Source organism: uncultured Rothia sp., from assembly GCF_963544205.1.
Classification (GTDB): Bacteria; Actinomycetota; Actinomycetes; order Actinomycetales; family Micrococcaceae; genus Rothia.
On sequence record NZ_CAUUDY010000001.1, the window covers coordinates 125,854 to 151,661 of the forward strand.

Below are 25,808 nucleotides of genomic sequence, written 5' to 3' on the forward strand. Positions count from 1 at the left end.
CCCACCTCGACGACGGGCCTGAGTTTGGCTGAAAGGTAGGGAATAACATAGGGATTCGGTCTCGTCAGGGCAAAACAAAACCCGGTATCTCAGCGACTTTTCGTTGAGATACCGGGTTTTTCTGGTAGCGGGGACAGGATTTGAACCTGCGACCTCCGGGTTATGAGCCCGGCGAGCTACCGAACTGCTCCACCCCGCGGCGACTCATACAACTATACAGACCCCAAACCGGGCATGCAAGCCAAAAACGCGATTTGTAACCAAGCACACAAAAATAGGGGCTGTTGGGTAGAAAGCAGTTGGGTAGAAAGCAGTTGGGTAGGAATAGGGGCTACGGGGCAGTGCCAGGGGTAGAACATACAGGAACGGGGTGGAAGTGAATCACTTCCACCCCGTTCCCGCAGAGATGTTCCCGCAGAGACCGCTAGAGCTAGTCGGTAGGAGCCGTATCCAGTGCAGGCCCCGGATCTAGAGCGAGGACGCTAGACCCATGAGCATCCGGTATGGGCTACTCCCCCGCTGTCTCTTAGGCTTAGCCTCTTAGTCTTAGCGAGAAGCCGAGGCGCTGGCGCTGGGCTTCGCGCTTGCGGGGGCGCTTGCAGAAGCCGCGGCACTGGGAGCTGCAGAGGCGCTCGGAGCCGCAGAGGCACTGGGCGCTGCCGAAGCCTTAGCGGAAGCCGCGCTCTGCGCCTCCTCAGCCTCCAGAGCCTTCTTCACGGCTGCTTCCAGACGCTTCTGAGCCTCACCGTAGGCAGCCCAGTCGCCCTTCTTCATCGCCGCATCAGCATCGGTCATCGCCTTCGAGGCATCGTTGAGAGCCTGCTTCAGCTCCGAAGACTGCGAAGCCGACGAGCCACCGGTCGCAGCGCCCGAAGAACCAGAGGTACCAGAGGAGCCAGAGGCAGAAGCCGAGGGGCTAGCCGCCGAGCCGTCCAGCTTCGCACCCGAAGAGCCACCAAACACCTGGTTCAGCGCCTCCTCCAGAGTCGGAGCGAAACCGACCTTATCGCCGAAGCTCACCAGCACACGCTGCAGACGCGGGTACTTAGCGTCACCGCTCGACTGCACGTACACCGGCTGAACGTACAGCATGCCGCCGCCCACCGGCAGAGTCAGCATATTGCCGTTAATAACCTCAGACGAACCGCGGCGCAGCAGGTTCAGCTGGTTCGACACCTCAGCATCAGAGTTGAAAATATTCTGAGCCTGACCCGGGCCGGGAACCACCGAAGAACGCGGCAACTCCAGCAGACGCAGCTTGCCGTAATCGGGGCTACGCTCGCCGTCCTTACCGGTACCGGCATCACCATTAGCCGCCAGGAAGCCGTACATCACGTTACGAGAGTTCGAATCGCTCTGCTGAGGAATGAACGTGGTCGTCAACGAGAAGTGCGCACGCGAATCACCGGGCATCTGCAGGGACAGGTAGTAGGGCGAAATCGGCTGGTTACGATCATTGGTCGGATCATTCGGAATCGACCAGACATCGTCACCGGCGTAGAAGCTATTCGCGTTCGTCACGTGGTACTTATTCAGCATGGTGCGCTGAACATTGAACATGTCAGTCGGGTAACGCACGTGGCTCATCAGCGAAGCGTTCATCTCACGGTAGCTCTTCACTGTGCCAGGGAAAACGCCCTGCCACGCCTTCAGCACCGGATCCTCCTCATCCCACGCGTACAGGGTCACCGAACCGTCATACGCGTCCACGGTAGCCTTCACCGAGTTACGGATGTAGTTCACCGAGTTGGAACGCTGAGCACCCGCAGCGGTTGCCGCATCCTGGGAGCTACCCTGCGCGTAGGGGAACTGGTCGCTCGTGGTGTATGCGTCCACAATCCACTGCACGCGGTTATTCACAATCGCCGGGTACGGCTTAGAATCCACGCTCAGGTACGGCGCCACCTTACGCACACGATCCAGCGGGTTGCGTTCGTACAGAATCTGCGAACCCTCACGCACCGCATCCGACAGCAGAATGTCAGAGGACTGGAACTTAATCGCATAGGACAGGCGAGCCAGCAGCGAATCAACGCGAGGACCACCGTAACCGGTGAAGGTGTACTTCGCATCGGAGGCGTTAGTCTCGTCAGCAGAGAGCGGACGGTCCAGCTCCAGGGTGTCGCCCTTACCGCCCACAATCGAGTACTCCGGCGAGCTCATGCCGAAGTAAATACGCGGCTCATAATCCTCGCTCAGAGTACCGGTCGCCTTAATGCCGGACTGCAAGAACTTCGGGTTACCCGCAGAATCCACCTGGTTACCGTACGCGGCAATCACACCGTAACCGTGGGTGTACACCACGTGGCGGTTATACCAAGAATCGCCGCTCGTCTGCGCCGGGTTCAGCTCACGAGCCGCCAGCACCGTATCCTGCGTGGTATTACCCACCGAATAGCGATCCACCGACAACTGCGAATCAAAACGGTAGTACGGACGGAACTGCTGCATCTGCGCAAACGCCGAAGACACAACATTCGGATCCAGCAGACGAATATTCGCAATGGTCGCGCTCGAAGAGCTCAACGCACCGGCACGAGTATCAATCGTCGCGTCATACGGGGTGGTCTCAATCTTGTCCAGACCGTACGCGTAACGGGTCGCATCAATATTGCGCTGAATGAACTTCGACTGGGCACCCTGCTCATTCGGAACCACCTGGAAACGCTGAACAATCCATGGGTACAGGCCGCCAGCAACCAGAGCAACAATCACCAGCATCGCGGTGCTAATCAGCGGCAAACGCCAACGATTCATCGAAGCCGCCACCACAAACATAACAGCCACCAGCAGCGCAGAAATCGCCAAAATAGCGTTCACCGGAATCGACGAGTTCACATCCGTGTACATCGCGCCAGCCCAGCGGCCCACCTGCTGCTGAGTCGACGAATAACGATCCAGCCAGAAGCTCACCGCACGAGTCAGCAAGAACGCAGCCACCACAATCGCAGCGTGACGGCGGAACGCCGCGGTAGTGCTCACACCACCCGGCTGCACCTTAATACCGCCGTAGAAGTAGTGCATGAACACGCCCGCGAGCGCCGACAGCACCACAGCGGAGGTCACCAGAGTCACCACCATGCGGAAGAACGGCAACGCAAACAGGAAGAACCCGTAATCCATACCGAACTCCGGGTCAGTCTTACCGAAGGACTGCTGGTTGAAGAACAGAGCGACGGTGCTCCACTGAGTCATCGTCGCCGAAGCAATGAACAGGCCCAGCAGCAGCGGAACCGCAATCAGCAGAACCTTACGCGCCTTATCCACGCTCTCGTGGTAGCGGCGCATGCTCTCCTCAGCACGCTGCTGACCAAACACGTCACGCAGCATCTGCTCGGCAGCATCCGTGCCGCTAGTCGGCACGCTCTGATTCGGGTTCGGCGTCTCCTTCGGCTTCTTCTCGGACGCGGGCTCCACATCAGCATGACGGACCGCATACGACATCGAAGCCCACAGCGGCACAGAAACCACCAGGGCAGCCACCACAAACACGGCGGCCTTCAACAAAATCTGGGTAGTGAACACGGTGCTATAACCCAGCTGATCAAACCACAGCCAGTCCGTGTACACCTGAGACGCACCCACAAAAGCGGCAATAAGCACCGCCACCACAGCAATCGTCACCCGCAAGGGGCTACGACGCTTGGGGCCTGACTTCTTCGGCTTGGGATGCGCGGTGTTATTGGTCGACTCAGACACAATTCCTCGCTCATCATACGTTCAGAGAAAATAACTGCCTTTAAGTATCTCAGAGGTGAAGCAGAAGGGCAGAATGAGGCGTAAGCCGGGTGAAATATATGAGGGCGCTGATGAGGACAGAGAATAGGGTGCAGAACAGCCCCGGTACCGTAAAGTACCGGGGCTGTGCTGACGTTATTGGGTTGTGGTTGCGCCGCTAGGAGTCACAGTTAGGAACCGCAGCGGGGCAGGGAATCATCCGGGGTGCCGGACTTAATCGCCTCCACCGTCTTTACCGCCTCATCCAGGGTTGAGACAGGGACTACCACCATCTGACCCTTAACCTGGCCTGCGTGATAGTAGTTGAACAGGTCGGGGTCCTGCGCCTGCATCTTCACAATCGAATCGCAGTTCTCCTTAGGCGCCAAGAAGTAGCGCGCACCGTAACGGCCCGTCGCCAGAATCTTGTACTTGATACCGCCAATCGCGCCGACCTTACCGTTCGCATCAATCGTGCCGGTACCCGAAATGTAGCTGCGGTACGGGTCGCCGCCGGCATCCTCATCAGCAAGCAGAGTGCCCTCGCTGAGCTTATCCACCGTGCCCAGTGCCAGCATCAGACCCGCACTCGGGCCACCCACACCGTCCAGGTTGTACTGCACGTGCGCCGGCAGGTCGTAGCTCTGCTTCAAACCAGCGCCCAGAATCCAGCGACTGTTGTCGCTCGAACGAACCGGGGTCAGCTTAAAGGTCTGCTGCTTGCCGTCACGCTCCACGGTCACGTCAATCGGCGAACCGTTCGAAGCATTTACCGCCTTCGGAACATCGGTGAGGGTCTCAATCTGCTTGTCCCCCACCTTCACGATGCGGTCGTCACCCTTCAGCACGCTCGCCGCCGGGGAACCCTCCACCGTGGTCAGCACCTCGACCTTCTCAGTCACGGGCATCTTCAGCTGGCGCATCGCCGCGACCTTCGCCTGAGTCTGCGAATCAGCCATCTGCGCGCCGGTCGCCGCCGTCGCCTGCTCGTGGCTCACGTGCGGGTACAGGGCGTCGGTCGGCACCACGAGGCTACGGTTACCGTCGAACGCCAACCAGCCGTAGAACGCTTCCGCACCGGACAGCTCAGTGTACGGGCCACCCGAAACCGACACCGTGGTCATGTTCATCTTGCCGAACGTCTTATAACTGGGCGCGCCCGAGACCTCAATGACGTCCTTATCTTGGTAAGTTCCGAGCACGTCAAAGAGCGGGCCGGGGCCTTCCTTCACATAGGAACTCGGCAGAACAAAAGCACCAGCCAGCAGGGCGCACGTCGCCACAGCACTGACCGAACGCAGGTTCACGCGGCGCGGCGCAAAACGCGAACGGCGCTTAGCCGTCTTCTCAGTACTCTTCACGCTCGCGGAGGCGTCGTTCGGCTGCTGCTCAGCATCGGGGGTGGGCTTAGTCATGGTTTCTACAGTACCGGATAAACCGGCTTTTCAGCACGCGGGCGGGCATCTTCAGCCGGATGACGAGCAGACAAACCCCGGCGCCAGAGACAAGGGCGCCAGAGACAAGCTTGTGAGCCCTCAGCTGATTAAGCCGCCTCCACAGCGGTGGCGCGGGAAATTCTCAGCAAAAATCGGTAGGCTGGACAGCGAGCGGGCCAGCTACGCCCACCCCCGGATTACGAAAGGCTTCACATGTCTGAGAACCCCACCGGCGGCGCCTCCAACGAGCGCGACCCCCTCGAAGAATTCCTTAAGAAGATGCAGGAGCAGGGCTTCGACCCCTCCGCAGGGGCAACCGGCCAGGGCGGCAAGGGCGCCTCCAACGCGCAGAACCCCTTCGGTGCGCTCTTCGGCGAAGGCGGCCAGAACCCCTTCGGCATCAGCATCGACCCCGAAGACCTCAAGAACATGGGCATGGGCTTTGACCCCGCCATGATGCAGAGCATGTTTGCGCAGGTGCAGGCAATGTTCTCCGGCGCGGGCGCATCCGACAGCCCCAGCGGCGTGAACTGGGATAGCGTAAAGAACCAGACCCGCCAGATGCTCGCCGCCAAGGGTGAAGACCCCTCCGTACCCGAAAACCTCAAGCGCGCCGTAGAAGACGCCGCGAACCTCGCTGACCTCTGGCTGGACGCCGTCACCACCGTTGAACGCCACAACCTGCCGGTGCAGGCATGGTCCAAGGCGGAATGGGTTGAGCACTCCTTTGATTCCTGGCGCGAAATGGTCGAGCCCGTCGCAGCCGAAGTCACCCAGTCCATGGTCATGCCCGGCCCCACGGACGAATTGCCCGAAGAAATCGCCTCGATCTTCAACAGCGGCTTCCTGAACAATATTGGTTCCGTGATTTTTGGTGCGCAGATGGCGCAGGCGCTCGCGCAGCTCGCCGGTGAGGTGTACTCCTCCACCGACGTTGGTTTCCCCCTCGCGCCCGGTTCCTCCGCGCTGCTGCCCAACGGCTACCAGCAGCTCGCCGAGAACATTGAGGTGCCCCCGCAGGAGGTCCTGCTCTACCTTGCCGTGCGCGAATCCGCGCTGATCCGCCTGCACAAGGCAAACCCCTGGCTGCGTGAAGACCTGGTCCAGCTCGTGGCACGCTACGCCCGCGGTATCCGCGTGGATATGAACCGCATGCAGGACGCCGCATCCCAGGTAGACATGAGCAACCCCGACGCCGTACAGGAAGCATTCGAAGGCGGCATGTTCAGCCCCCAGCGCACCGAAGACCAGGAACTGGCGGTGCAGCGTCTGGAGGGTCTGCTCGCCCTCATCGAAGGCTGGGTATCCGTCGTAACCGAGGACGCGACCCGCAACCTGCCCAAGGCACCGCAGCTGACCGAAATCATGGCGCGCCGCCGCATCGACGGTGGCCCCAGCGAGCAGGTCTTTGAGAACCTGGTCGGCCTGGAGCTGCGCCCGCGCCTGGTGCGCGAGGCACAGCAGTTCTGGCGCTGGTACGAAAACTCCCACGGCATTGAGGCACGCGACGGCCTCTGGGACACCCCGGAGACCCTGCCCACGCCCGCCGAGCTGGAAGATTTCACCGCATACGATGCGCGCATGAACGAAATCAGCCTGGACGACGTGGACTTCGAATCGGAGTTGCAGAAGCTGCTGGACGGCGGCTTCGGCGATGCGCCCGAAGAAAAGTAAAGCTGAGCGAAGTAACGCCGCGAAAAAAATAAAGCGGCGAAAAGTAAATAGCTGACACCGTAAAGCGGGGGTGGCTTGTGAATGTACAAGCCACCCCCGCTCGAGTGTTTCGGGTTTGAGTGTTCCCGGTTGGTTATTTAGGTTTTTGGGTCTGTTTTAGCCGGCGCTGTTCTGCTCGTCCCGTTCACCCTCGGCATGCGAGCGCCCCAGCGCGTACCCCTCCAGGTAGGCCTGCGCCCGCAGCAGCTGCGGGTAGCGCGCCTCCAGGGTACGGAACGCCGCCGAATGGTTCGGCTGCAGCAGGTGGCAGAGCTCGTGGTGAATCACCGAGTCCAGCACGTACTCGGGCACACCCTGCAGCTCCGAGGAGATGCGGATCTGCGTGTTCGCGTAGGTTGCCGAGCCCCAGCGCTGACGTTGATTCGTCACCCAGCGAATCGATAGCCGCTCAAGCCTGCCCGAGGCAACCAGCTCCGGCAGGTTCTTCTGCGCCAGGTGCAGGGCGCGGGAGCGCAGGTACTCGTCCGTGACCGTCAGCTGTGTGGCACGCTCACGGCGGGCGGCACGACGCTGAATGCGCGGCAGCAGGCGGGCAATATGCTCGTCAATCTCCTCACTCGTGCTCGCGGCGGGAATGAGCAGGCGGTAGGCGGGGTTGCCGTGCTCGTCCACGCCGTCGCGTTGCATGCTGATGGTGCGGGTGCGGCGCGCCGAGCGGACCAGCTCAATCTGCGGGCGGTCCTCGGTGGCGGGCAGAATCTCACGTTTAAAACGCTGAGCCATAGTTTCCTCTTCCCTTCGACGAACGGCGGAGCTGTACGGCACGGGGCTGTGTCGAACGAGCCTGAGCCGAGCGGGGCTGGCTATACGACGAGCCGGCGCTCTCAGCCCTGCGGCGGCGCTTCGCCGGATCAATATCGTCCAGGAAACGCGAACGCTTACGCTGACCGCGACCGCCCACGGTGCGGGTCATCGTCCAGGTTAGCCACAGGTACTTGCGGGCGCGCGTAATGCCCACGTACAGCAGGCGGCGCTCCTCATCCACCTCGTCCGGGGTGGTCGCAAAAGTGATGGGCATGAGGCCCTCGTTCAGGCCGCACAGGAACACGGCGTCCCACTCCAGGCCCTTAGCCGCATGCAGGGAGGCGAGGGTTACACCGTTGACCTGCGGTGCGTCGTTGAATTCGCTGCGGTGGTTCAGGGTCGCCACGACCTCGTGCATGGTCAAAGGTAGTGGCTCGGGCACGCCCGGGCGCGGGTTCGCGCGGTACTCCTGAAGCTGCTCTTGGCGGTGCTGCGCCATCATGTCCACCATGTGCACCAGGGCGGCGAGGGACTCCCACTTCTGGCGGGTGGCGCCTCCCGAAAGGGGGCCTTCCTCCTTATAGCCGAGGCCGCCGAGCACGTCACGGGTGTAGCGGGTGACGTCCTCGGTACCGTCCGTGGACTTCGCCGAACCGCGCAGGGCAAGCATCGCCTGCTTGACCTCGGGGCGCTCAAAGAAACGCTCTGCGCCACGCAGCTGGTACGGAATGTGGGCGGCAGCCAGCGCAGACTCAATCGCCGCCGACTGCGCGTTCGTGCGGAACAGCACCGCAATCTCCGAAGGCGGCACGCCGTCCTTCTCAATCAGGTCGCGGATATCCTCGGCAATACCGGAGGCCTCCTGCTCATCATCCGCGTAGCCGAACCACTCCACGTCCACGCCGGGGCCGCGCTGAGACATCAGCTCCAGCGGCGGTGCCCACGAATGCGGGCTCGAATCCGGATGCGGACGGCGCGCCGCCAACAGGCGGTTCGCCAACTCCACCACCTGCGAATGGGAACGGTAGTCGCGGGTCAGCTTCACCGTGTGCGCGCCACGGTACCGGCGCGCGAAATCCAGCAGGTAACGGCTGGTCGCGCCGGTAAAAGAGTAAATCGTCTGGGAGGCGTCGCCCACCACGCAAATATCGTCGCGGCCGCCCAGCCACACATCCAGCAGACGCTGCTGCAGCGGGGAGACGTCCTGGTACTCGTCCACCACAAAATGGCGGTACTGGTTGCGGACGGTCGCGGCGAGCTTCTCGTCCTCCTCCAGCATGGCGATGGTCAGTAGTAGCACGTCCTCAAAATCGATGAGGTTACGCTCATCCTTCAAATCCTCATACGCCTGGAAAATACGCTGCATATTCTGCGGGGTAACCGCCGAGGGCAGCTGCTTCTCGCTCAGACGCTGCATGATGGTGTCCGGGGTGAGCAGCTGAACCTTCGCCCACTCAATCAGCGACGCCAAATCACGCAGCAGGGAACGGTCCGTGCTGATGCGCAGACGGTTCGCCGCCTCCGTAATGAGCGCTGCCTTATTCTGCACGATGGACGGGAACGTACCGCCCACCACCTGCGGCCAGAAATACGCCAGCTGACGTAGCGCCGCCGAGTGGAAGGTACGCGCCTGCACACCGTGCGCACCCAGCTGGTGCAGGCGGGTACGCATCTCCTCCGCCGCGCGCAGGGTGAAGGTCAGGGCGAGTACGCGCGGGCCCTGGTAGCGACCGATCGCAATACCGTAGGCGATGCGGTGCGTAATCGCGCGGGTCTTACCGGTACCGGCACCCGCCAGCACGCGCATGGGCCCGTCCAGTTCGGTGGCGACCGCACGCTGATCAGGGTCAAGCCCGGCAAGAATATCGTCTGCGGAGATCATATGCTGAGGCTGCTGAGGTGTGGCGGTCATAATGCTCCATCAGTAAGGCGGGCGGTACGGGCAGGCGGCATGCGCTCGCGCGGGCATACGGACATGTGTGTATGCGGGTGCGCGAGGCGGTGATAGCCGGTCTTCCATTGTATTCTCCCAGACTGTGTTCTCCAGACCCGCCGCGGCTTCTTAGCTACTGCTTTCATTCAGGGCGTGAGGAACCCGCCTCTTTTGGAGTGGGTAAGTAGAAGCTCAACGGGCAGCGCAAGCGAGCACGTTTAGGCTTGTCCACAAGTATCTTCACCACTTGGCATAAAGATCCCAAAAACTACTAAACGGCACACATTGGTTTGGTAACCTTAACCCGTGACTTTATCTCCCCTTCAGCTAGCAGCCATCGTCTCCGCCGGAGTGCCCGGGATTTACCCCGTCGGCGCCGAACCGGTCCGCGAAGACAGCGACGACTTCGACTCGGCAATCATCGCCGACTCCACCGGTCGCCGCTGGCGAGTGCGCGCCCCGCGCCGCCCCGACGCCAGCATGCGTCTGGAAGCTGAACACCTCATCCTGCAGTCGTTCAGCCCCGGTCTGCGCGCCCGACTGCCCTTTGCCGTACCCACCGTCGCCGGCACAGTACCCTACGCGGGTGGCAACGTGTTCGTGTACACGCACATCCCCGGCACCATCTACGACGTGGACCAGCTCGCTGAGCTGAGCCGCCGCGAAGTTGCGGCGCGCCGCCCCTCCCTGGCGTCCATCATCGCCAAGGACATCGCGACCCTGCACGTGATGCCCGAAGACATCATTTACGAAGCCGACCTGCCTTCCTACTCTTCGGAGCAGATTCGCCTGCGCAAGAACGCTGAGCTCGAGCGTGCCGCCGCAACCGGCAAGGTGCCCGCCGACCTGCTCGCGCACTGGCGTACCGTGCTTTCCCCCGGACCCATGTGGCAGTTCCGCCCGCGCGTGGTCCACGGTGACATGGGCGCCGAGAACCTCGTACTGCACGTAACGCCCTCGACGGCGCGCATCGTGGAGGTCACCGGCTGGTCCGATGTGCACGTGGGCGACCCCGCGCAGGACTTCGCCTGGCTGTACTCCTGCCAGGACATCGACTTCACCGACGAGGCAATCGAGGTGTACCGCCAGCAGATGCCTCAACTGCCCGACGCCTACCTGGCGCAGCGCGCGAACTTCTACGCAGAGTTCGCGATCGCCCAATGGCTCACCCACACCGTGGAGGTTGGCGACCGCGACGGCGCAACCCACGCGGTGTCCATGCTCCTGGACATTCAGGACGACCTGCGTGCCTCCGGCGAACTGCTCGGACAGGAGGAGGTCGGCCCGCTGGTCGGCCCCGCCGAGTAGCTATTAGGGTAAGTAGCCGCCAGGTTGCCGCCCGCCACTCAGGTTTTCAATTTCAGCCCCGCAGTACTGCACTGCGGGGCTGAAACTGTATCTGCAGGGGTTAAATCATGCGTGGCGCCCAGCGAAATCAGTTCTACAGACTGTCTGCCAAAGTGGTGGAATGATGCTTATAAGGGCTAGTTGGAAGGGCTTTTGACGGCTTTTTATCAAAATTTCTTTAAGTGTTTTCCGGCACTTTTTGAGCACCGGTTTTGCATTTTTGTGCATGAATGACTCAGATTAAGGCTGAGACTTGAAGGTGAGACACAGGCGCCATTCACAATATTTCCACAGTGCAAATACACCATAAACCCACTTAATCCAACTTCTGTAATTGAGAATCCACACTGCCTCAACTTCGCCTTGAACCATGCTCAAAATAGTGCATTTTAGGGTAAAAACTTTGCCCGTAGATTTTTTCAAAAACTCCTGGAATACTTTTGCTGTGCCGCGAGAAAACCAGCGGACACACTCCCCATAGCGCACTGACCAGCGCTGATATCGTGGCAGCGATAAATTGGGGAGACAGATTGGACGGGACCCTGACCGGTCATGTCAGACCCGAGCCGGATTCATGCACCGCGCAACCAATCACCGATGGCAGAAATCTATAGAGTTACTTTCGAGGTTGTGTTTGAGAGTAAAGACGCACGCAAACCCCACGGGGCGCCGGCGGCGCGAGTGAGGCCGCGAGAGCGGCAGTCGTTCGGCGCGATTCTTTCCCGGAGCGTGCGAGGGCACGAAGTACCTCTATAGTTCTTCAGCGGCTGAGGACGCCTCATCACCCTAATGCAGTGGGGTGAAGAGGTGTCCTCTGCCGTTAACACGAAAAGTCCGCACAGAAAAGCAGCTCACGAGGCGCACTGCCTCCGTGAGCTGCTTTTCTGTATGCGGTTATTGGCTAAAGCTAACGCGCGAGCGCATGCCGGCTAGCACTGCCGCTTAGCCCTGCTATCTAGCCTTTGCGCGCCTCACGAATCACCTTCGCCAGCTGCGCCTCCGTGGGCAGGCCACCGCGAATCTGGTGATCCCACACCTCCGCAACGCCCTTACCTCCTAGGTACACGAACACGGTGCTGATACGCTCCGGGTCCACACCCATGATGCGGGAGAATGCGATACGGTACAGGCCCAGCTGGAAGCGCCGCGACTGCATCGAGGCTGCCTTCGGGCGGGAGCCGCTCTTCCAGTCCACCAGAACCCAGCGTTCGCCGTCCTCGTCTTCGGTGCGGAACACCGCGTCGATTCGGCCGCGCAGGCTCACGCCCTCGATATGGGTTTCGACCGGGTACTCGACCGCCCAGATGCGTTCCTTCCACTCGTCGCTGCCCCACTCGCTGTTGGCGAAGCGCTCCCAGAGACGCTGCACGGAGGCGTCCAGCTCGCTCTCGGATTCCTCGTAAGCGTCCTCGAAGGTGAATTCCTCGGAGCCCTCCCCCAGCACCTGTTCCTGCAGGTCAGCGGGGTCTGCAGACTCAGCGGGCGCACCTGATGCGGCGGAGGCAGCGGAGGCGGAGCCCGGCAGGTCAACGCCCACCGTGTCCTCCGCTTCGGGTGCCTCCAGCGGGTCGACGGTCGGCGCTACCCCGAAGTGCTCCTCAATCAGCGCGTGCACCGCCGTACCAATCGTTGCCGCACGCGAAGGGCGCTGAGGCACCGGGCGCATCAGCTGATGTACCGTGCCCTGCGGGTCCTCACTCAGGCGAATGAACGTGGAGGCGGACAGGTGCCCCGGCAGCTGCTCGGTCAGCACCGGGTCGGTCTGACCCATCATGAGCAGCAGCAGGTCGGCTTCGCGTTCCCAGTCCACCGCCTGCTGGCGTAGGGACTCGGGAATGGCGGAGTCGCCGCTTGCCACAGGTGCAGGGCGGCTTGCGCTCTCCCCCGCTGTAGCCTCTGCGCTCCGCTGCTGATCACCCTCACCGACGGCAAGCTCCACCGCCAGGGCGGCACGCTCCACCGCCTCACGACGGCTCGAGGAGTTAATCGCAATCTCACGTTGCAGGTTCTCATGCTGGCCGCGGCGAAGCATCGCCTCCGTGCCCTGCGTCAGGGCATCGTCAGACGCCCAACGCCAAATCACGGGGCGCTCCAGCGGGTCAAAAGGCCACATGGCGGTCAGCACCGCACCCAGGTTCGGGTTCCTATCCTCGTAGTTTTTCTGCGCGAACTGGCCGCGCACCTCAATCGGCAGTGCCGCCGCCACCGTGGGCGAGTAACCGGGCTCGAGCGGTTGCGTTTCACGCCATTTCTCACGCTCGGTGGCCTCAACAATCCACTCGGGCACGGGCAGGTTCAGGCGGGAGCAGTTCTCCGCCACCGTGCGGGCGCGGGTATGAGGAGCCGCCAGCTGCCAATCCTGCGCGAGGGCGGGAGCCATGACCTCCACTAGCGCCCAGGCGTAGCGTTGCACCTGCTCGACGTAGGTTGCCTGGGCGGCCGCGCGCGCCTCCGCCTGCTCGGGGGTGAGCTCGTCGGCGTCTAGGGGGTAGCGTTCCAGCTCCTCCAGCAGTGCCGCCTCATCGGGTACGGGCGGCAGAAGCGCGGGATCCACGACCGTGCCGTGCACCAGGGTGACCGGCTCGGTCAGGCGGTACTTCGACTCAGCCAGCTGCTCAGCCCAGCGGCGCACATGGTTCAGGTGCACCTTTTTGCGCTTGTCGGCGGGGTTCGGCATCGTGTAGGACAGGCCCATGCCCACCAGCTGAGGTGCCGCCCAGGGCGCATCCATCGTCTCCGGGAGGCGCACAGAGGGCGCATCTAGACATACGAGCGGGTTGAAGAGCATCTCCAGCAGCTCCTCCCAGAAGGGCTGCACCGGCTGGGGTGTTGCGGCGGTGCTCTTCCACCGGTAGGCGCTCATCGCCAGCAGGTTACGGGCACGGGTCATCGCCACGTACATGAGGCGGCGGTCCTCCATGCCGGTGTGCTCGGTGGCGTCATCCTTATGCGTGGCAAGGTAGTCTTCCAGGTCTTTTGCCTTCTCAAAGGCGGTAATCTCCTCCGCCGTCTCAAGGACCGACGGAAGGTACTCGCGGTCACCACGCAGCGGCCAGGGCAGAGCCGTATTAGCCGACATCTGCCACAGGTTCGGGGTCTGCCCGCCGGTCGCGCTACCGCACAGACCCGGCAGAAGCACATGATCCCACTCCAGGCCCTTCGCCGCGTGCATGGTCATCAGCTGCACCGCATTCGGGTCAGGCTCCACGGCGCCCAGCGCCAGGCCCTTCTCCTCATCATCGGCACGCTCAAGCCACGCGAGGAAGCCCATCACGTAGCTCACGCCGCCCGAAGACAGCAGGAAGCGGCGCGCACCGGGGTCGCCTTCCTCCGCGCTCACGCCGTCGGCACCGGCGTAAATCATCGCGTTAATACGCGGCGCCGACATGCCGTAGGCGGCGGCCACCTCATGGAAAGCGTCCAGGTTCGCGCGCGAACCCAGCGGGTCGGTACCCGGGCGGACCGCCAGCTCAATATCCAGCAGCATGGTGCGCTCAATCTCGTACAGCAGCGTGCCCAAATCCTCGCTCAAACCGGCACGCAGCACACGCATCTGCTCCGCAAAAGCACGCAGACGCTCCAGCGCCGCCGGGGAGAAACGACGGCCGCGGTACTGCTCACCGTAGAGGGGTTCACCGTCCGCGCCGTCCTGCGGCAGGTTCTCCACCGCCTCAATCAGGGAGGCGTATCCGGAGGAGTCCTCCACCGCGCCCTTGAGGGTTTCGTCCAGGCGCTCCTGGGCGGCGCGAAGGTGCTCTGCTTCCAGGCGGATATTTTCGGCGGTGTCGGCATCCTCAGCCTCCGCGAGCATGCGCAACGCCATCTGCTCACGCAGGGCACGCTCACGCTCACGCACCAGCGACTGCGCCCAATCACCCAGCGCCAACATATCCGCCGCACCCAAACGCCAGCGCGCACCGGTTAGCAGGCGCGCCAGGGCATCCGAACGGTTCGGATCAGCCAGCACACGCAGTGCCGACACCAAATCAACCACTTCAGGTTGCGAAAGCAGACCGCCTAGGCCCACCTGCTGCACCGGAATGCCCAGGCGCTCACACTCCACACGAATCGGGTCCAACTGACCGTGCACACGCGCCAACACCGCAATCTCGGGCATCTTCAAGCGCGGACGCACCGAACCGTCACCGGAACGATGCGCCGCGTAGGCGCGCTCATACTCGCGTACCGCCTGTGCGCGCATCGCCGCAATACGCTCGGCAATCGCCACAGCCTCCTCACGGTCGGACTCGTGGTAGGTCAAATCCACGCGGCCCACCATGCCCGCGGCAGCCTGCTCAAAAGCGGGCGAACCGGGCTCCCCCACCAGGGCGCAGCGCGGGCGCAGGTCAGGCACCTGAGCGGCAGTAATATCGCCGTCGGCGGCACGCACCCACTCGGGTACTTCCTTCAGCTTCTCCGCCACGTGATTTGCCGCGTTCAACACCGAAATGTCGTTACGCCACGCAATGGACAGGAACAGCGGCTGCGCGTGCTCGGTCGGGAAATGACGGTAGAAGCTGAACATCTGACCGTCCGAAGCGCCACGGAAACCGTAAATCGACTGCTTCGGGTCGCCCACAGCCATCACCGGATGCGCCGGAATACCTTGTGCCTCATTGGCGCCATAAATCGAGGAGAACAGGCTCATCTGCGCGTGCGAAGTGTCCTGGAATTCGTCCAGCAGAACCACCTTGAAGCGGGCGCGCTCGCCCTCGCGAATCGCCGGGTTAGCCTCCGCAATGCGGGCAGCAAAACGCATCAGGTCACCGAAATCCAGCACCTGCATGCGCGCCTTCACACGGGCGTAGCTCATTGCCATGCGCGCGTACACTCGGCGGTTCCGCAGCAGACGCTGAACCTTCTGAATGTCCCTCTCGGTCTTCGTCGCACGGCGCGGATCGGGCACCGCCGCGTACGCCGCCAACTGCTCGGTGCAGAAGTCAATAACCTCCTGCGGCTCAACCAGGTGCTCCGCGCACTCATCAGAGAGCTGCAGCAGCTGGTTAATCATGGTCGCCGCAGACACCGGCACACCGTCTTGGTCGAGGGGCAGCTCCCCCTCCCAGTACTGCACAATCTGCGCGGCAAGCTGCCACTTCTGCGCGTCACCAAGCATCTGCGCGTCCTGCTCCACGCCCAGGCGCAGACCGTACTCCTTGACCAGGTTATTCGCGTAGGAGTGGTAGGTGAGCACGGTCGGATCAGCGATGCCCTCGCGTAGCTCCTCGTCGGTCGGGGCGATGCGGCGGCTACGGCGTAGCGTGTTCAAACCGGCGCGCATGCGGCTGCGCAGCTCGGTTGCCGCCTTGCGGGTGAAGGTCACGCCGAGCACCTCTTCAGGGCGCACAAAACCGTTATCGACCAGCCAAATCACGCGGTCAACCATGGTCGCGGTCTTACCCGAACCTGCGCCCGCAATAACGAGGGTCGGGGCGGGGCCCGCCTCAATCATGCGGATCTGCTCGGGGGTCGGCTTCTTGCCGTCGGCGCCGTTGAGCATCTCGGCAATATCGAGGGCACTACGGTAGCCAGCGGGCTTCAGCTCGGGGTTGTTCGCGGCGGCCTCTGCGGAGAAGAGCGCGCCGTTGGGCAGCTGCCAGCTATTGTGCTCGCACCACTGGGCGGGGGTGAGCATGCCGGTGCCAGGACCGGGATTAGCGCCGGAGTTAGTAGCGCTGTACATATCAGCGCTGTGTGCGCCAGAGTCAGTCATGTTTCCTCTTCCTCATGGGTCATTCGCGTGGGAGGTTCAGGGTGAGTGATAACAAAAGAACAGGGGGTACTAGGGCTGAGTCACCTGACGGCCGCGCGTACAAATCGGGCAAATCTCCGGCAGGCGGCACCCATAGCCGCCCTCACGGTGACGAGCCTGCACCTGCGAGCCAGCAATCAGCTCCGCGGCGTGCTGCACCAGCTCAGCCGCCCAAGAGTCGTGCTCCGTCAGGGCGGGCTGAACCTGCAGACGAGTCTTGCTCTCGTCGTTCACGCCCGAGGCGCCTAGCTGCACGAGCGCCGCGCCTCCGGAACGACCCGTGTAGCCGGTGTACTCCAGCTCCTGGGGACGGGCATCCGGTAGCGGTTCGCCCGCCTCCAGAGCGGCGGCCTCGGCACGGTAGCGCTCCTCCAGCTGCTCACCCGCGCCAGCCTCCACCGCGATCTGGTAGGCGGCAAGCTGCGGATGGGTTTCCATGGTTTTACCGTCTGGCTTAGACTTGCCGGTTTTCAGGTCAACAATGGCGTAGCGGCGGGTGCCGTCCTCAGCCGGGGCGGTACCCTCGAGGCGGTCCACACGGCCGGTGAGCAGCGCATCCAGCTCGCCGACCTCGCCGGCGGGGTCGAAGGGCACGGGCACACGCACCGCGAAGGAGCCTTCAACACCGAGGTTCTGCCAGCCGGCGTCACCCATGTGCTGACGGTAGTAGTAGCTCAGGCGCAGAATCATGCGCTTGGCGCGCTCGTAGAGGGCGTAGGATTCCCAGGGCACGCGCTCGCGGTACTCTTCGTCGGTTTCATCCTCCTTGCGGGCGGGCACGCCGAGGGAGCTAATGCGCTCGTCGAGGGCGGTTTGGAGCTCTTCGAGGGTGCCGGTCGGGTACTCCTCGGCGATGGCGTGAACGAGCGTTCCGAGCGAGCGGGACAGGTCGGTTTGGGCTTCCGCGCGGGCGGCGGAAACCAGCCAGTCCAGCGGGGAGCTGTGGATGGTTTCCAGGCGCGAGGGCGAAAGCGTAATCGTGCGGCGGCCGGGGTTTTCAGCCTGTTCTTCGCCGTGTTCTTCGCCGTGTTCCTCGCCGTCTTCACCGTGGTTTTCGTCCAGCTCAGCGTGGTCTGCCGGGCGATGCGCAAAAAGCAGCTCCGTGCTAGAAAGCGGCAGCAGGCCCCACCACTCGTCGGGTGCGGCGCCGGGCGCCTGGGCGTTCGCCAGGCGCGCCAGAGTGCGGGAGGCGGCATCGAGTCGGTACGCGGAAGCCTCCGGGGTGAGCGCCTCTTCCTCCGGTGCGCTGTGCATCGGCGCGCCGTCCTGCTGTGAGCCCTCCTGCTGAGCGTCTTCGGCACGCATCGCGTTCATCGATTCCTCAACGAGGGTGCGGCGAAGCTCCGCCACGAGGGAACGCAGGGTGGCGGGGCGGCGCACGCGGGTGATGGGCACGTCCGTGGAGTCGCCGACCGCGTCGGTGGGTAGCACGAAATCGAAGAATTCGCCGGGTGCCTGATCGTCGTTGCGCACGGCGGTGAGCACGAGGCGGGTGCTAGCTCGGGTGGCGGCGACGGCGAACATGCGTAGCTCATCGTGGCGGGTGTCGCGCACGCGTTCGGGGTAGCTGCGGATGCGGGCGGGCGGCACCGGCTGCTCGCTCTCCCCCGCCTGCTGTTCTGCCTGCTGGGCGCGCTGGCGGAGGCGCGCATCGCATAGGTCTACGAGGTCGCCTGTGCTCAGCAGGGAGCCGCGCACGGTGGTGTTGGGCCAGGTGCCTTCCTGCAGACCGCATACATATACGGTGCGCCAGGACTGACCGGCGGCGAGTGCGGGGGTGAGAATCTCGACCGCGTCTTGGCGGACGCCGCGGGCGGCGAGGGTGTCCATGGGCAGGTCCTGCGCGTCGATGAAGTCGAGGAACTGCTCGGCACCGGCGCCGCGCATCTGCTCGTCGAAGCGGTCGGCGGCTTCGAAGAGACCGATCATGGCGTCGAGGTTGCGGTGGGCGGCATCGGCGTCGGGGCCTGCGCCGCGCGACTGGGCGACCCAGGTCTTTTCGAGGCCGCTGGCTTCCCAGAGCGCCCAGAGCACTTCGGTGCTGGTGGATTCGGGGCGGGCGAGTGCTTTACGTCCGGCGAAGAGCACAGCTGCGATGCGGTGCACGGCGCGCCCTACACCCTCTTCGGGGAGGGTTTCGGGGTGTAGCAGGGCACCGAGGAGCAGGTCGTCGCTGGGGCGGTGGCCGCCGCTTTGCAGTTCGATGGATCGCAGCTGCTGGCGGAGTCGTCGCACGTCCATGCTGGATGCGCCACCGAGTCGGGAGGTGAGCAGGGTGATGGCACTCTGCGCGCCGCCGAGGGGGTTGGCGCGGCTTTCTTCGGCGATGACGTCGTCGAGGCTTCGGCGCATGAGCTCTTCAGCTTCGGTTGCGCTGAGCGTTTCATAGCTGCCACGCTCCCCCGCCTCCGCACCTTCCGCACCTTCTGCGGCGGGCATGTGCACGGCGGGGTTGAGCGCCTTCTCGCCGCGCTTGCGGGCGTAGACGAGCAGGCTGAGCGCATCGAGGAAGGGGCGTACGGCGGGCTCGTCGCGCACCGGCACGAGCGCCGCGGAGGTACGCGAGGGAATACCGTTCGAAGAGAGCACGCGGCGGATACGCGCCACGTCCGCGCTGCTACGCACGATGATGGCGGACTCGCGGTAGGGGTGGTTGCCGTAGATGCGTTCTTCGAGCAGCATTTGGGCGATGAGGTTCGCCTCGTCCTGAGAACTGGAGAGCGCATACTTATACACACCGGCGGGTGCGGTGCGGTAGTGCGCGGGGTCGAGGATTTTGCCGTCGGCGCCCAGATGCAGCAGCGGCTCGTCGGCGGCGCCCCAGGTGAGGGCTTCGTCGGCGGGGGTGGTGTTGATGCGTCCAAAGGTTGCGGGCGCGCCGTTCTTTACGCTGTCCTTCGCCCCCTCCCGCACACCATTCTTCGCGCCTTCCTGTTCAGCGGTAAGCGGCACGAACCGGGTGTAGCGCGGCAGGCGGCGACGAATGTCCGCCACGAGCGGCATCATGAGTGCGGGCAGGCGGTACGAGGTGGTGAGCGTGCGGGTGCGCATGCTCGGGAAGCTTGCCTGCAGGGTGGTGACGAGGTCGGGGCGGGCGCCTCGGAAGCCCTGGACGACGGCTTCGTCGCTGTAGGTCATGACAACCTGGGGGCCTTCAGCGAAGAGGTCGGGGTGGGTTTCGGTCAGGTGCGCGGCGTCTGCGGGGGCGACTTCTGCGGCGATGAGGCGTAGCAGCCGGTAGATGGAGGGGCTGAGTTCCTGCACGTCGTCGATGAGGATCAGGTCGTAGCGGCGGCGTTCTTCGGCGAGGAATTCGGGGGTGCGCAGCAGCAGCCGGCAGGCGTCGTTGATGAGTACTGCCGGGTCGTAGGCGTTTTTGGCGCGGAGGGCTCGCACGGCACGGTATTCGGTGTGCAGTTGGGCGAGAGCGTTCCAGGCGGGCTGGTTGTGTTCGGTGGCGAGGGCGTGTACGTCTTCGGCGGTGAGGTCGTATTCTGCCATGCGGTCGAAGAAGTCGCGGATTTCGTGGCGGAATCCGCGGGTTGCGAGGGCGTCGCGGAGTACGTCGGGCCAGGCGGGTCCGGGTGCGATGCCTTCGGCGTGGTTGGCGAGTAGTTCGCCGATGATGACGTCTTGTTCGGGGCCGGAGAGGAGTTTGAGGTTGCCTTCTACGCCGCTGAGTAGCCCGCGGGTTTGGGCTCGTTTGAGCAGGTCGAAGGCGTATGCTGCCCAGGCGCGGGTGGGTGCTACGGAGAGGCTGCGGTCGCTGGAGGCGGCGATGGTGTCGCGCATGCGGGTCGCGGCGGTGCGGGTGGGTGCGAGGATGAGCAGCCGGGCGGGGTCGTTCCCGTCGGCGAGGTAGCGCAGGGCGCGTTCGGTGAGGTGGTGGGTTTTACCGGTTCCGGGGATGCCGGTGAGAAGTTGGGTTGTCATGGTTTCAGTCTATCGGCTGTAGCGTGGTTGTACCTTGTCGGCGGTCATGTGGGCTCGTCAGCTACTTATGTGCCGCCCGGGTGGCTTAATATGTCGCTCTGCCGGGGGCTTATCCACAGCCGCGTGACGACCGGGCGCGCGCCTGCACCGCCGCTGGGTTAGTCTTATAGCATGACCTGGATGAACGGCCTGCGCGCCACTTTTGACCTTGAAACCACCGGTGTGGACGTCACCACCGCCCGCATCGTGACTGCTTCCCTGATCCTGCTGGACCCTCAGGGTAATGTGGTGCGCCGTGGCGAGTGGCTGGCTGACCCCGGCGTTGAGATCCCTGCCGGTGCCGCCGCCGTGCACGGTATTACGACTGAGTACGCGCGTGAGCACGGCCGTCCCGCCCGCGAGGTCGTGTGGGAGCTTGCCGGCGCGATTGGTGCACTGAACCTTGACGGTGTGCCGATTATTGCGTTCAATGCCGCCTACGATTTTTCGGTACTGCACCATGAAATGCTACGCCACAATATTGCCAACGGTGAGCTACCTCCCGGCGCGGTGCTCGACCCGTACGTTCTGCATAAGCACGTGATTCCGCGTAAGCGCGGCAAGCGCACCCTTGAGGTTCTTGCCGCCGAGTACGGTGTCTCCCTGGAGAACGCGCACACCTCCGCTGATGATGCCCTGGCGGCGGAGCGTCTGCTGGTGAAGCTGACCGAGCAGTTCCCGCAAGTTCTCAACGTGGATGCACGCCAGCTGCACGAGCAGCAGATTCAGTGGGCGGCGGAGCAGGCGGCGAGCTTCCAGGCGTGGTTGCGTACGCAGCCGGGTAAGGAATCTGAGGTCATTGACGGCCGCTGGCCGGTGCGCCGCTAAACCTGCGCCGCTAAACTCACCCCGGCTACCCAATATATCTCTCCTTTACTGACGGGCTGACACTATCCCCGTTTGGGCTTCTCCCCTATGCTAGAAGGTAACCGCACCTACACGAATAGCACGTGAATAGCACGACCCGGAAGGCCTCTCATGGATGATCAGCCCCGCACTACCGAGCCGTACCCTGACACTAATACGCGCAGTATTTATCTGGGGTCTACCCGTCTGGCTCATGAGCATTTGGTGGCGCAGTCGCAGGTGGTGCTCCGCCTGGGCCGCATCCTGATGAAGTCGGGTGCGAGCGCCTACCGTATTAAGGCGTCGATGGCGCGTTTGGCGAAGGCTGTGGGGTTGAAGGAGCATCACGCGCAGGTGACCTTCACCGAAATTTCGACTTCTTCGTACACTGACGGTAATTTCCGCACCGAGGTGGCTGAGCAGCGCACGATGGGCATTAACGCTCATAAGCTGGATCAGCTGGGTAAGTTCATTTCTGAGCTTCCTGAAAAGATTACCCCGGCTGAGGCGAACGCTGAGCTTGACCTTATTGATTCGGCGAAGCCTCTGTACACCCGCTGGATGTTGGCGCTGGCGTCGGCGGTGGCGTGTGCCGGGTTCGCGTTCTTGAACCGTGGCGGTCTGGTGGAGTGCACGGTGGTGTTCTTCGCGGCGGGTGCCGGCCAGTTTTTGCGTTCGACCCTGCTCAAGCGCGGGGTGAGCCATTTGGCAACGTGGATGGCGTGCGGCTTCCTGGCGGCGGGCCTGTACATTGCGATTGTTAATGTGCTGGTCGCGGCGGGTTGGATTAGCCCGAACCATATGATTGGTTTCATTTCGTCGGTACTGTTCTTGGTGCCCGGTTTCCCCATGGTGACGGGCATGCTCGACATTTCTCGCATGGACTTTTTGGCGGGTATTTCGCGTCTAACCTATGTGGGTTTGTTGTTGCTGAGTGCGTCGTTTGCGGTGTGGGTTTTGGGTTCACTGTTCCATTTGCCGTTGGCGGCTCCTGCGCCTCTTAACCTTGACCCGACCCTGTATTTGGTGTTGCAGGTGCTTTCCTCGGGTGTTGCGGCGGCTGGCTTCGCGATGCTTTTTGCCGCTTCCCCGGTGGCGTGTGTGTGGGGTGGCGTGATTGCTGCGGTGGCGAACCCCATCCGTATTCACATGGTTGAGGCTGGTATGCCCGCGCATATGGCAGCGACGATTGCCGTGTTTGGTGTGGGTATTTTGGCTGAGATTGTGGCGCCGCTGCATCAGCGTAAGTACACGCGTATTTCCCTGTCGGTTCCGGCGGTGGTGACGATGGTTCCGGGTGTTCCGTTCTACCGTTCGATGTCGCATTTTGCTAGCGGTGACATGTACTCGGCGGCGAGCGGTTTCGTGCAGTCCCTGCTGATTTTCATGGCGTTGGGTATGGGCCTGGCGTTTGTGCGTCTGCTCTTTGATAAGAACTGGCTGTTTGATCAGGACACTCAGGTGTTGAACCGTCTGGATACCGACCGGCACCTGCGGTAGCCGCCTTATTCTTCTTTCTGTTACCTAACTTGTCTGTTGTGTTTTATCGTCACCTTTCGGTACGTTCAGGTGCTTGTCACCTGCGGTTCATCTGTAGCGCCTATGATGGTTAGGTACGGGACGCTCATAGCGTGCAGGCTCCGTTGCCTGGTGCGCATCGTCCCCTGTAATTCTTTAGTTCGCCGTCTCTGTTGAAAGGCACCGATACGATGACTCCTTCCTCTACCCACCCGCTGCACCACGAAGCCAGCGAGAAGCTGTTTGAGCGTTCTCGCGCGGTGATTCCCGGCGGTGTGAATTCCCCGGTGCGTGCTTTCAATTCTGTGGGCGGCACCCCTGCGTTTGCGGCGAAGGCTAAGGGCGCGTACCTGTACGATGCGGACGGCAACGAGTACGTTGACCTGGTCTGCTCGTGGGGCCCGTCGATTCTGGGTCACGCGCATCCGCAGGTGGTTGAGGCGGTTCAGCAGGCGGCTGAGCGCGGCCTGTCTTTTGGTGCGGCGAGCGCGCCGGAGGCTGAGCTGGCTGAGCTGGTGGTCAACCGTATTAACGCGGCGATTCCCGGTGCGATTGATCAGGTGCGTATGGTGTCCACCGGTACTGAGGCGACCATGACTGCTATCCGTCTGGCGCGTGGTGTGACCGGTCGCGACAAGATTATTAAGTTCGCGGGCTGCTACCACGGTCACGTGGATGCGCTGCTCTCTGAGGCTGGTTCGGGTGTGGCTACCCTGGCACTGCCGGGTTCTGCTGGCGTGACTGCCGCAACCGCCGCGGAGACCATCGTTCTGCCCTATAACGACCTGGACGCTGTGCGTGAGGCGTTCGCGAACCATGAGGGTCAGATTGCCGCAATTATTACTGAGGCGGCCCCCTGCAACATGGGTGTGGTGACCCCCGAGCCCGGTTTCAACCGTGGCCTGCACGAGATTGCTCATGCGAACGGTGCGCTCGTCATTTTTGATGAGGTGCTGACCGGTTTCCGTGTGTCTTCGGCTGGTTACTGGGGTTACGCTGCTCCCGAGGATGGCGGTTGGGTTCCCGATATTTTCACGTTCGGCAAGGTCATTGGTGGCGGTATGCCCATCGCGGCGCTGGCCGGTAAGCGTGAGGTCATGGAGTACCTGGCACCGGTCGGCCCCGTCTACCAGGCGGGTACCCTCTCCGGTAACCCGCTGTCGGTTGCGGCGGGCATTACGACTCTGACCCTGGCTGATGCCGCCGTTTACGCGCACCTGGATTCGCGTAGCGCCCAGCTGCAGCAGGCTCTGACCGAGGCGTTCAACGCCGCCGGTGTGGACCACTCCATCCAGAGCGCCGGCAACCTCTTCTCGGTGGCGTTCGGCACCTCCGAGGCGGGCGTGCACAACTACGCCGACATCAAGGCGTCGGCAACCAGCCGCTACAACGCGTTCTTCCACTCCATGCTCGAATCCGGCGTGTACCTGCCGCCGAGCGCGTTCGAGGCGTGGTTCGTTTCTGCCTCCCACGACGGTGAGGCGATGGACCGTATCATCTCGGCTCTTCCGGCTGCCGCAGCTGCTGCCGCATCCGCGTAAGGGTTCGACAGACGTAAGGAGGTGAGCCGCTCATGGATCTGAGCGCTCTGGGACTGCCCATGGAGCAGCTACGCGACGTGTGGCTGATCGCCTTCATGGTGTACCTGGGCTTATGCCTGCTGGTGGATATCGCCTACCCGGTGCCCATCAAGAAGGAGAAGGCAGCCGAACTGTACCTTGAGGTGTCCGGCTCGCCCGTTGATGAGGCGCGCCGCGCCACCGCGGAACGCACCGCGATGGGTGCGCCGCTGAGCTCCTCCCGCAAGGGTAGCGCCACGAAGAAGGCGAAGAAGAAGCTGGATTCTATTGAGGGCGCCGGCGTGTTTAGCGGCTGGTTCCACGTGGTCATGTACCTGTGGGGCTGGATTGTGGCGGTCTCTATCTTCACCCTGTACTGGGATATCGTGTACGACGGTGTTGTACTACCGGCGCTGATTCTGCCGTTCCTCATGGTGTACCTGGGTGCGCGTATTGGCCGCCGTCAGTGGCGTGCAGTTCGCGGATACAGCAAGGACGACCGTGTGCTGGGCATGCCGCGCATCTACTCGGCGACGCTGGGTAAGCTGAGCGCACCGTTCCGTGTGCGCGGCACGGTGCCGGGTGTAGAGCCGATCCGTGACGACCGCACCGCCTACTGGATCCTCGGCGGTATTGCGTTCCTGCTCGCCTCGGTCTTCCTGGTTTCGTTGGCGGGCTGGAGCATTGACGAGGATTGGGAAGCGATCTATATCGGTCACGCATCCTGGTTCTTGCTTGCGGCGGGCGTTCTGCTGATCATCATATTGCTGATGCGTAGCCGCGATTACGTGCTGTACAACCCGGATTCGTTCCAGGCTGGACGTCTGCTCCTTCCGGCGAAGTCCCGCCCCTACTCTGAGGTTCGCGCATTCCGTGTGTACCCGAAGAACCCGGACGCTATCAAGCTGAACCCGAAGGACGCGAGCCAGTGGACGCTGGAGATTCTGCTTCCTGGCGGCCGCAAGCACGACTATTCGCTGAATGATCACCAGATTGATTGTTTGGTGGCGCAGATTGCGTTCAATATTGAGCAGGGACGCTGGGCGCAGCTGGATTCGCCGGCGGACCGTGAAATGTTGGCGAAGTACTTCGTGGACGGCCGCGTCATCTGCACGACCATGGGGTACAAGCCTGCCGGTAAGCATGCGGAGGAGGCGGCACGCCGCGCATCCTTCCAGAAGGCGCAGTACAAGTAGGCGGGCTGCTCTTAGCCGCTCTTATACCGCGAGAAGCCACATGTGTTTCGAGAA

12 protein-coding genes and 1 tRNA gene are annotated in these 25,808 nt (G+C 62.8%); 6 read left to right on the forward strand and 7 right to left on the reverse strand.

The features are described from left to right. Positions 1 to 122: 122 nt before the first annotated feature. From RWZ58_RS00485 to RWZ58_RS00495, 3 genes are all read right to left on the reverse strand, one after another. Positions 123 to 199: transfer RNA gene (locus RWZ58_RS00485), tRNA-Met, on the reverse strand. 347 nt (positions 200 to 546) lie between these two features. Continuing rightward, positions 547 to 3,699: a UPF0182 family protein gene (locus RWZ58_RS00490; protein ID WP_314656702.1), complete on the reverse strand. Its 3,153-nt coding sequence runs from the start codon at positions 3,697 to 3,699 to the stop codon at positions 547 to 549. A 209-nt stretch (positions 3,700 to 3,908) separates the two neighbouring features. Next, on the reverse strand, positions 3,909 to 5,132 hold the full coding sequence (locus RWZ58_RS00495) for a PDZ domain-containing protein (RefSeq protein ID WP_314656704.1): 1,224 nt from the start codon (positions 5,130 to 5,132) through the stop codon (positions 3,909 to 3,911). Between the two features lie 234 nt (positions 5,133 to 5,366). Between RWZ58_RS00495 and RWZ58_RS00500 the strand changes: the two genes are divergently transcribed. Further along, positions 5,367 to 6,827 (forward strand): zinc-dependent metalloprotease, encoded by a 1,461-nt coding sequence (locus RWZ58_RS00500; protein ID WP_314656706.1) that lies wholly within the window; start codon positions 5,367 to 5,369, stop codon positions 6,825 to 6,827. A 156-nt stretch (positions 6,828 to 6,983) separates the two neighbouring features. Here RWZ58_RS00500 and RWZ58_RS00505 read toward each other — a convergent pair whose 3' ends face one another. Next, a complete protein-coding gene (locus tag RWZ58_RS00505; RefSeq protein ID WP_314656708.1) occupies positions 6,984 to 7,610 on the reverse strand; it encodes a M48 family metallopeptidase in 627 nt (208 codons plus the stop codon). After that, the gene (locus RWZ58_RS00510) at positions 7,594 to 9,543 is read right to left on the reverse strand and encodes an ATP-dependent helicase (RefSeq protein ID WP_314656709.1); all 1,950 of its coding nucleotides are present in this window, start codon (positions 9,541 to 9,543) and stop codon (positions 7,594 to 7,596) included. The genes RWZ58_RS00505 and RWZ58_RS00510 overlap by 17 nt, the downstream gene beginning before the upstream one ends. Positions 9,544 to 9,870: 327 nt before the next feature. Between RWZ58_RS00510 and RWZ58_RS00515 the strand changes: the two genes are divergently transcribed. Then, positions 9,871 to 10,872, forward strand: a complete 1,002-nt coding sequence (locus tag RWZ58_RS00515) for a phosphotransferase (RefSeq protein ID WP_314656711.1) — start codon at positions 9,871 to 9,873, stop codon at positions 10,870 to 10,872. A gap of 994 nt (positions 10,873 to 11,866) precedes the next feature. On the opposite strand, the gene RWZ58_RS00520 is transcribed toward RWZ58_RS00515, so the two are convergent. Further along, positions 11,867 to 16,624, reverse strand: coding sequence for an ATP-dependent DNA helicase (locus RWZ58_RS00520; RefSeq protein ID WP_314656713.1), 4,758 nt, complete (start codon positions 16,622 to 16,624; stop codon positions 11,867 to 11,869). A gap of 69 nt (positions 16,625 to 16,693) precedes the next feature. Next, entirely contained in the window at positions 16,694 to 20,596 is a 3,903-nt protein-coding gene (locus tag RWZ58_RS00525) for a PD-(D/E)XK nuclease family protein (RefSeq protein ID WP_314656714.1), read from the reverse strand. 171 nt (positions 20,597 to 20,767) lie between these two features. Between RWZ58_RS00525 and RWZ58_RS00530 the strand changes: the two genes are divergently transcribed. The 4 genes from RWZ58_RS00530 (at position 20,768) to RWZ58_RS00545 (ending at position 25,754) form a co-directional block, all read left to right on the forward strand. Continuing rightward, complete coding sequence (locus RWZ58_RS00530; RefSeq protein WP_294631918.1) at positions 20,768 to 21,463, forward strand: 3'-5' exonuclease; 696 nt, start codon at positions 20,768 to 20,770, stop codon at positions 21,461 to 21,463. Between the two features lie 150 nt (positions 21,464 to 21,613). Then, a complete protein-coding gene (locus RWZ58_RS00535; RefSeq protein WP_314656717.1) occupies positions 21,614 to 22,981 on the forward strand; it encodes a threonine/serine exporter family protein in 1,368 nt (455 codons plus the stop codon). Positions 22,982 to 23,190: 209 nt separating this feature from the next. Next, positions 23,191 to 24,540: a glutamate-1-semialdehyde 2,1-aminomutase gene (hemL, locus tag RWZ58_RS00540; protein WP_314656719.1), complete on the forward strand. Its 1,350-nt coding sequence runs from the start codon at positions 23,191 to 23,193 to the stop codon at positions 24,538 to 24,540. A gap of 32 nt (positions 24,541 to 24,572) precedes the next feature. Continuing rightward, positions 24,573 to 25,754: a sugar dehydrogenase gene (locus tag RWZ58_RS00545; RefSeq protein ID WP_314656721.1), complete on the forward strand. Its 1,182-nt coding sequence runs from the start codon at positions 24,573 to 24,575 to the stop codon at positions 25,752 to 25,754. The last annotated feature ends 54 nt before the right edge of the window (positions 25,755 to 25,808 follow it).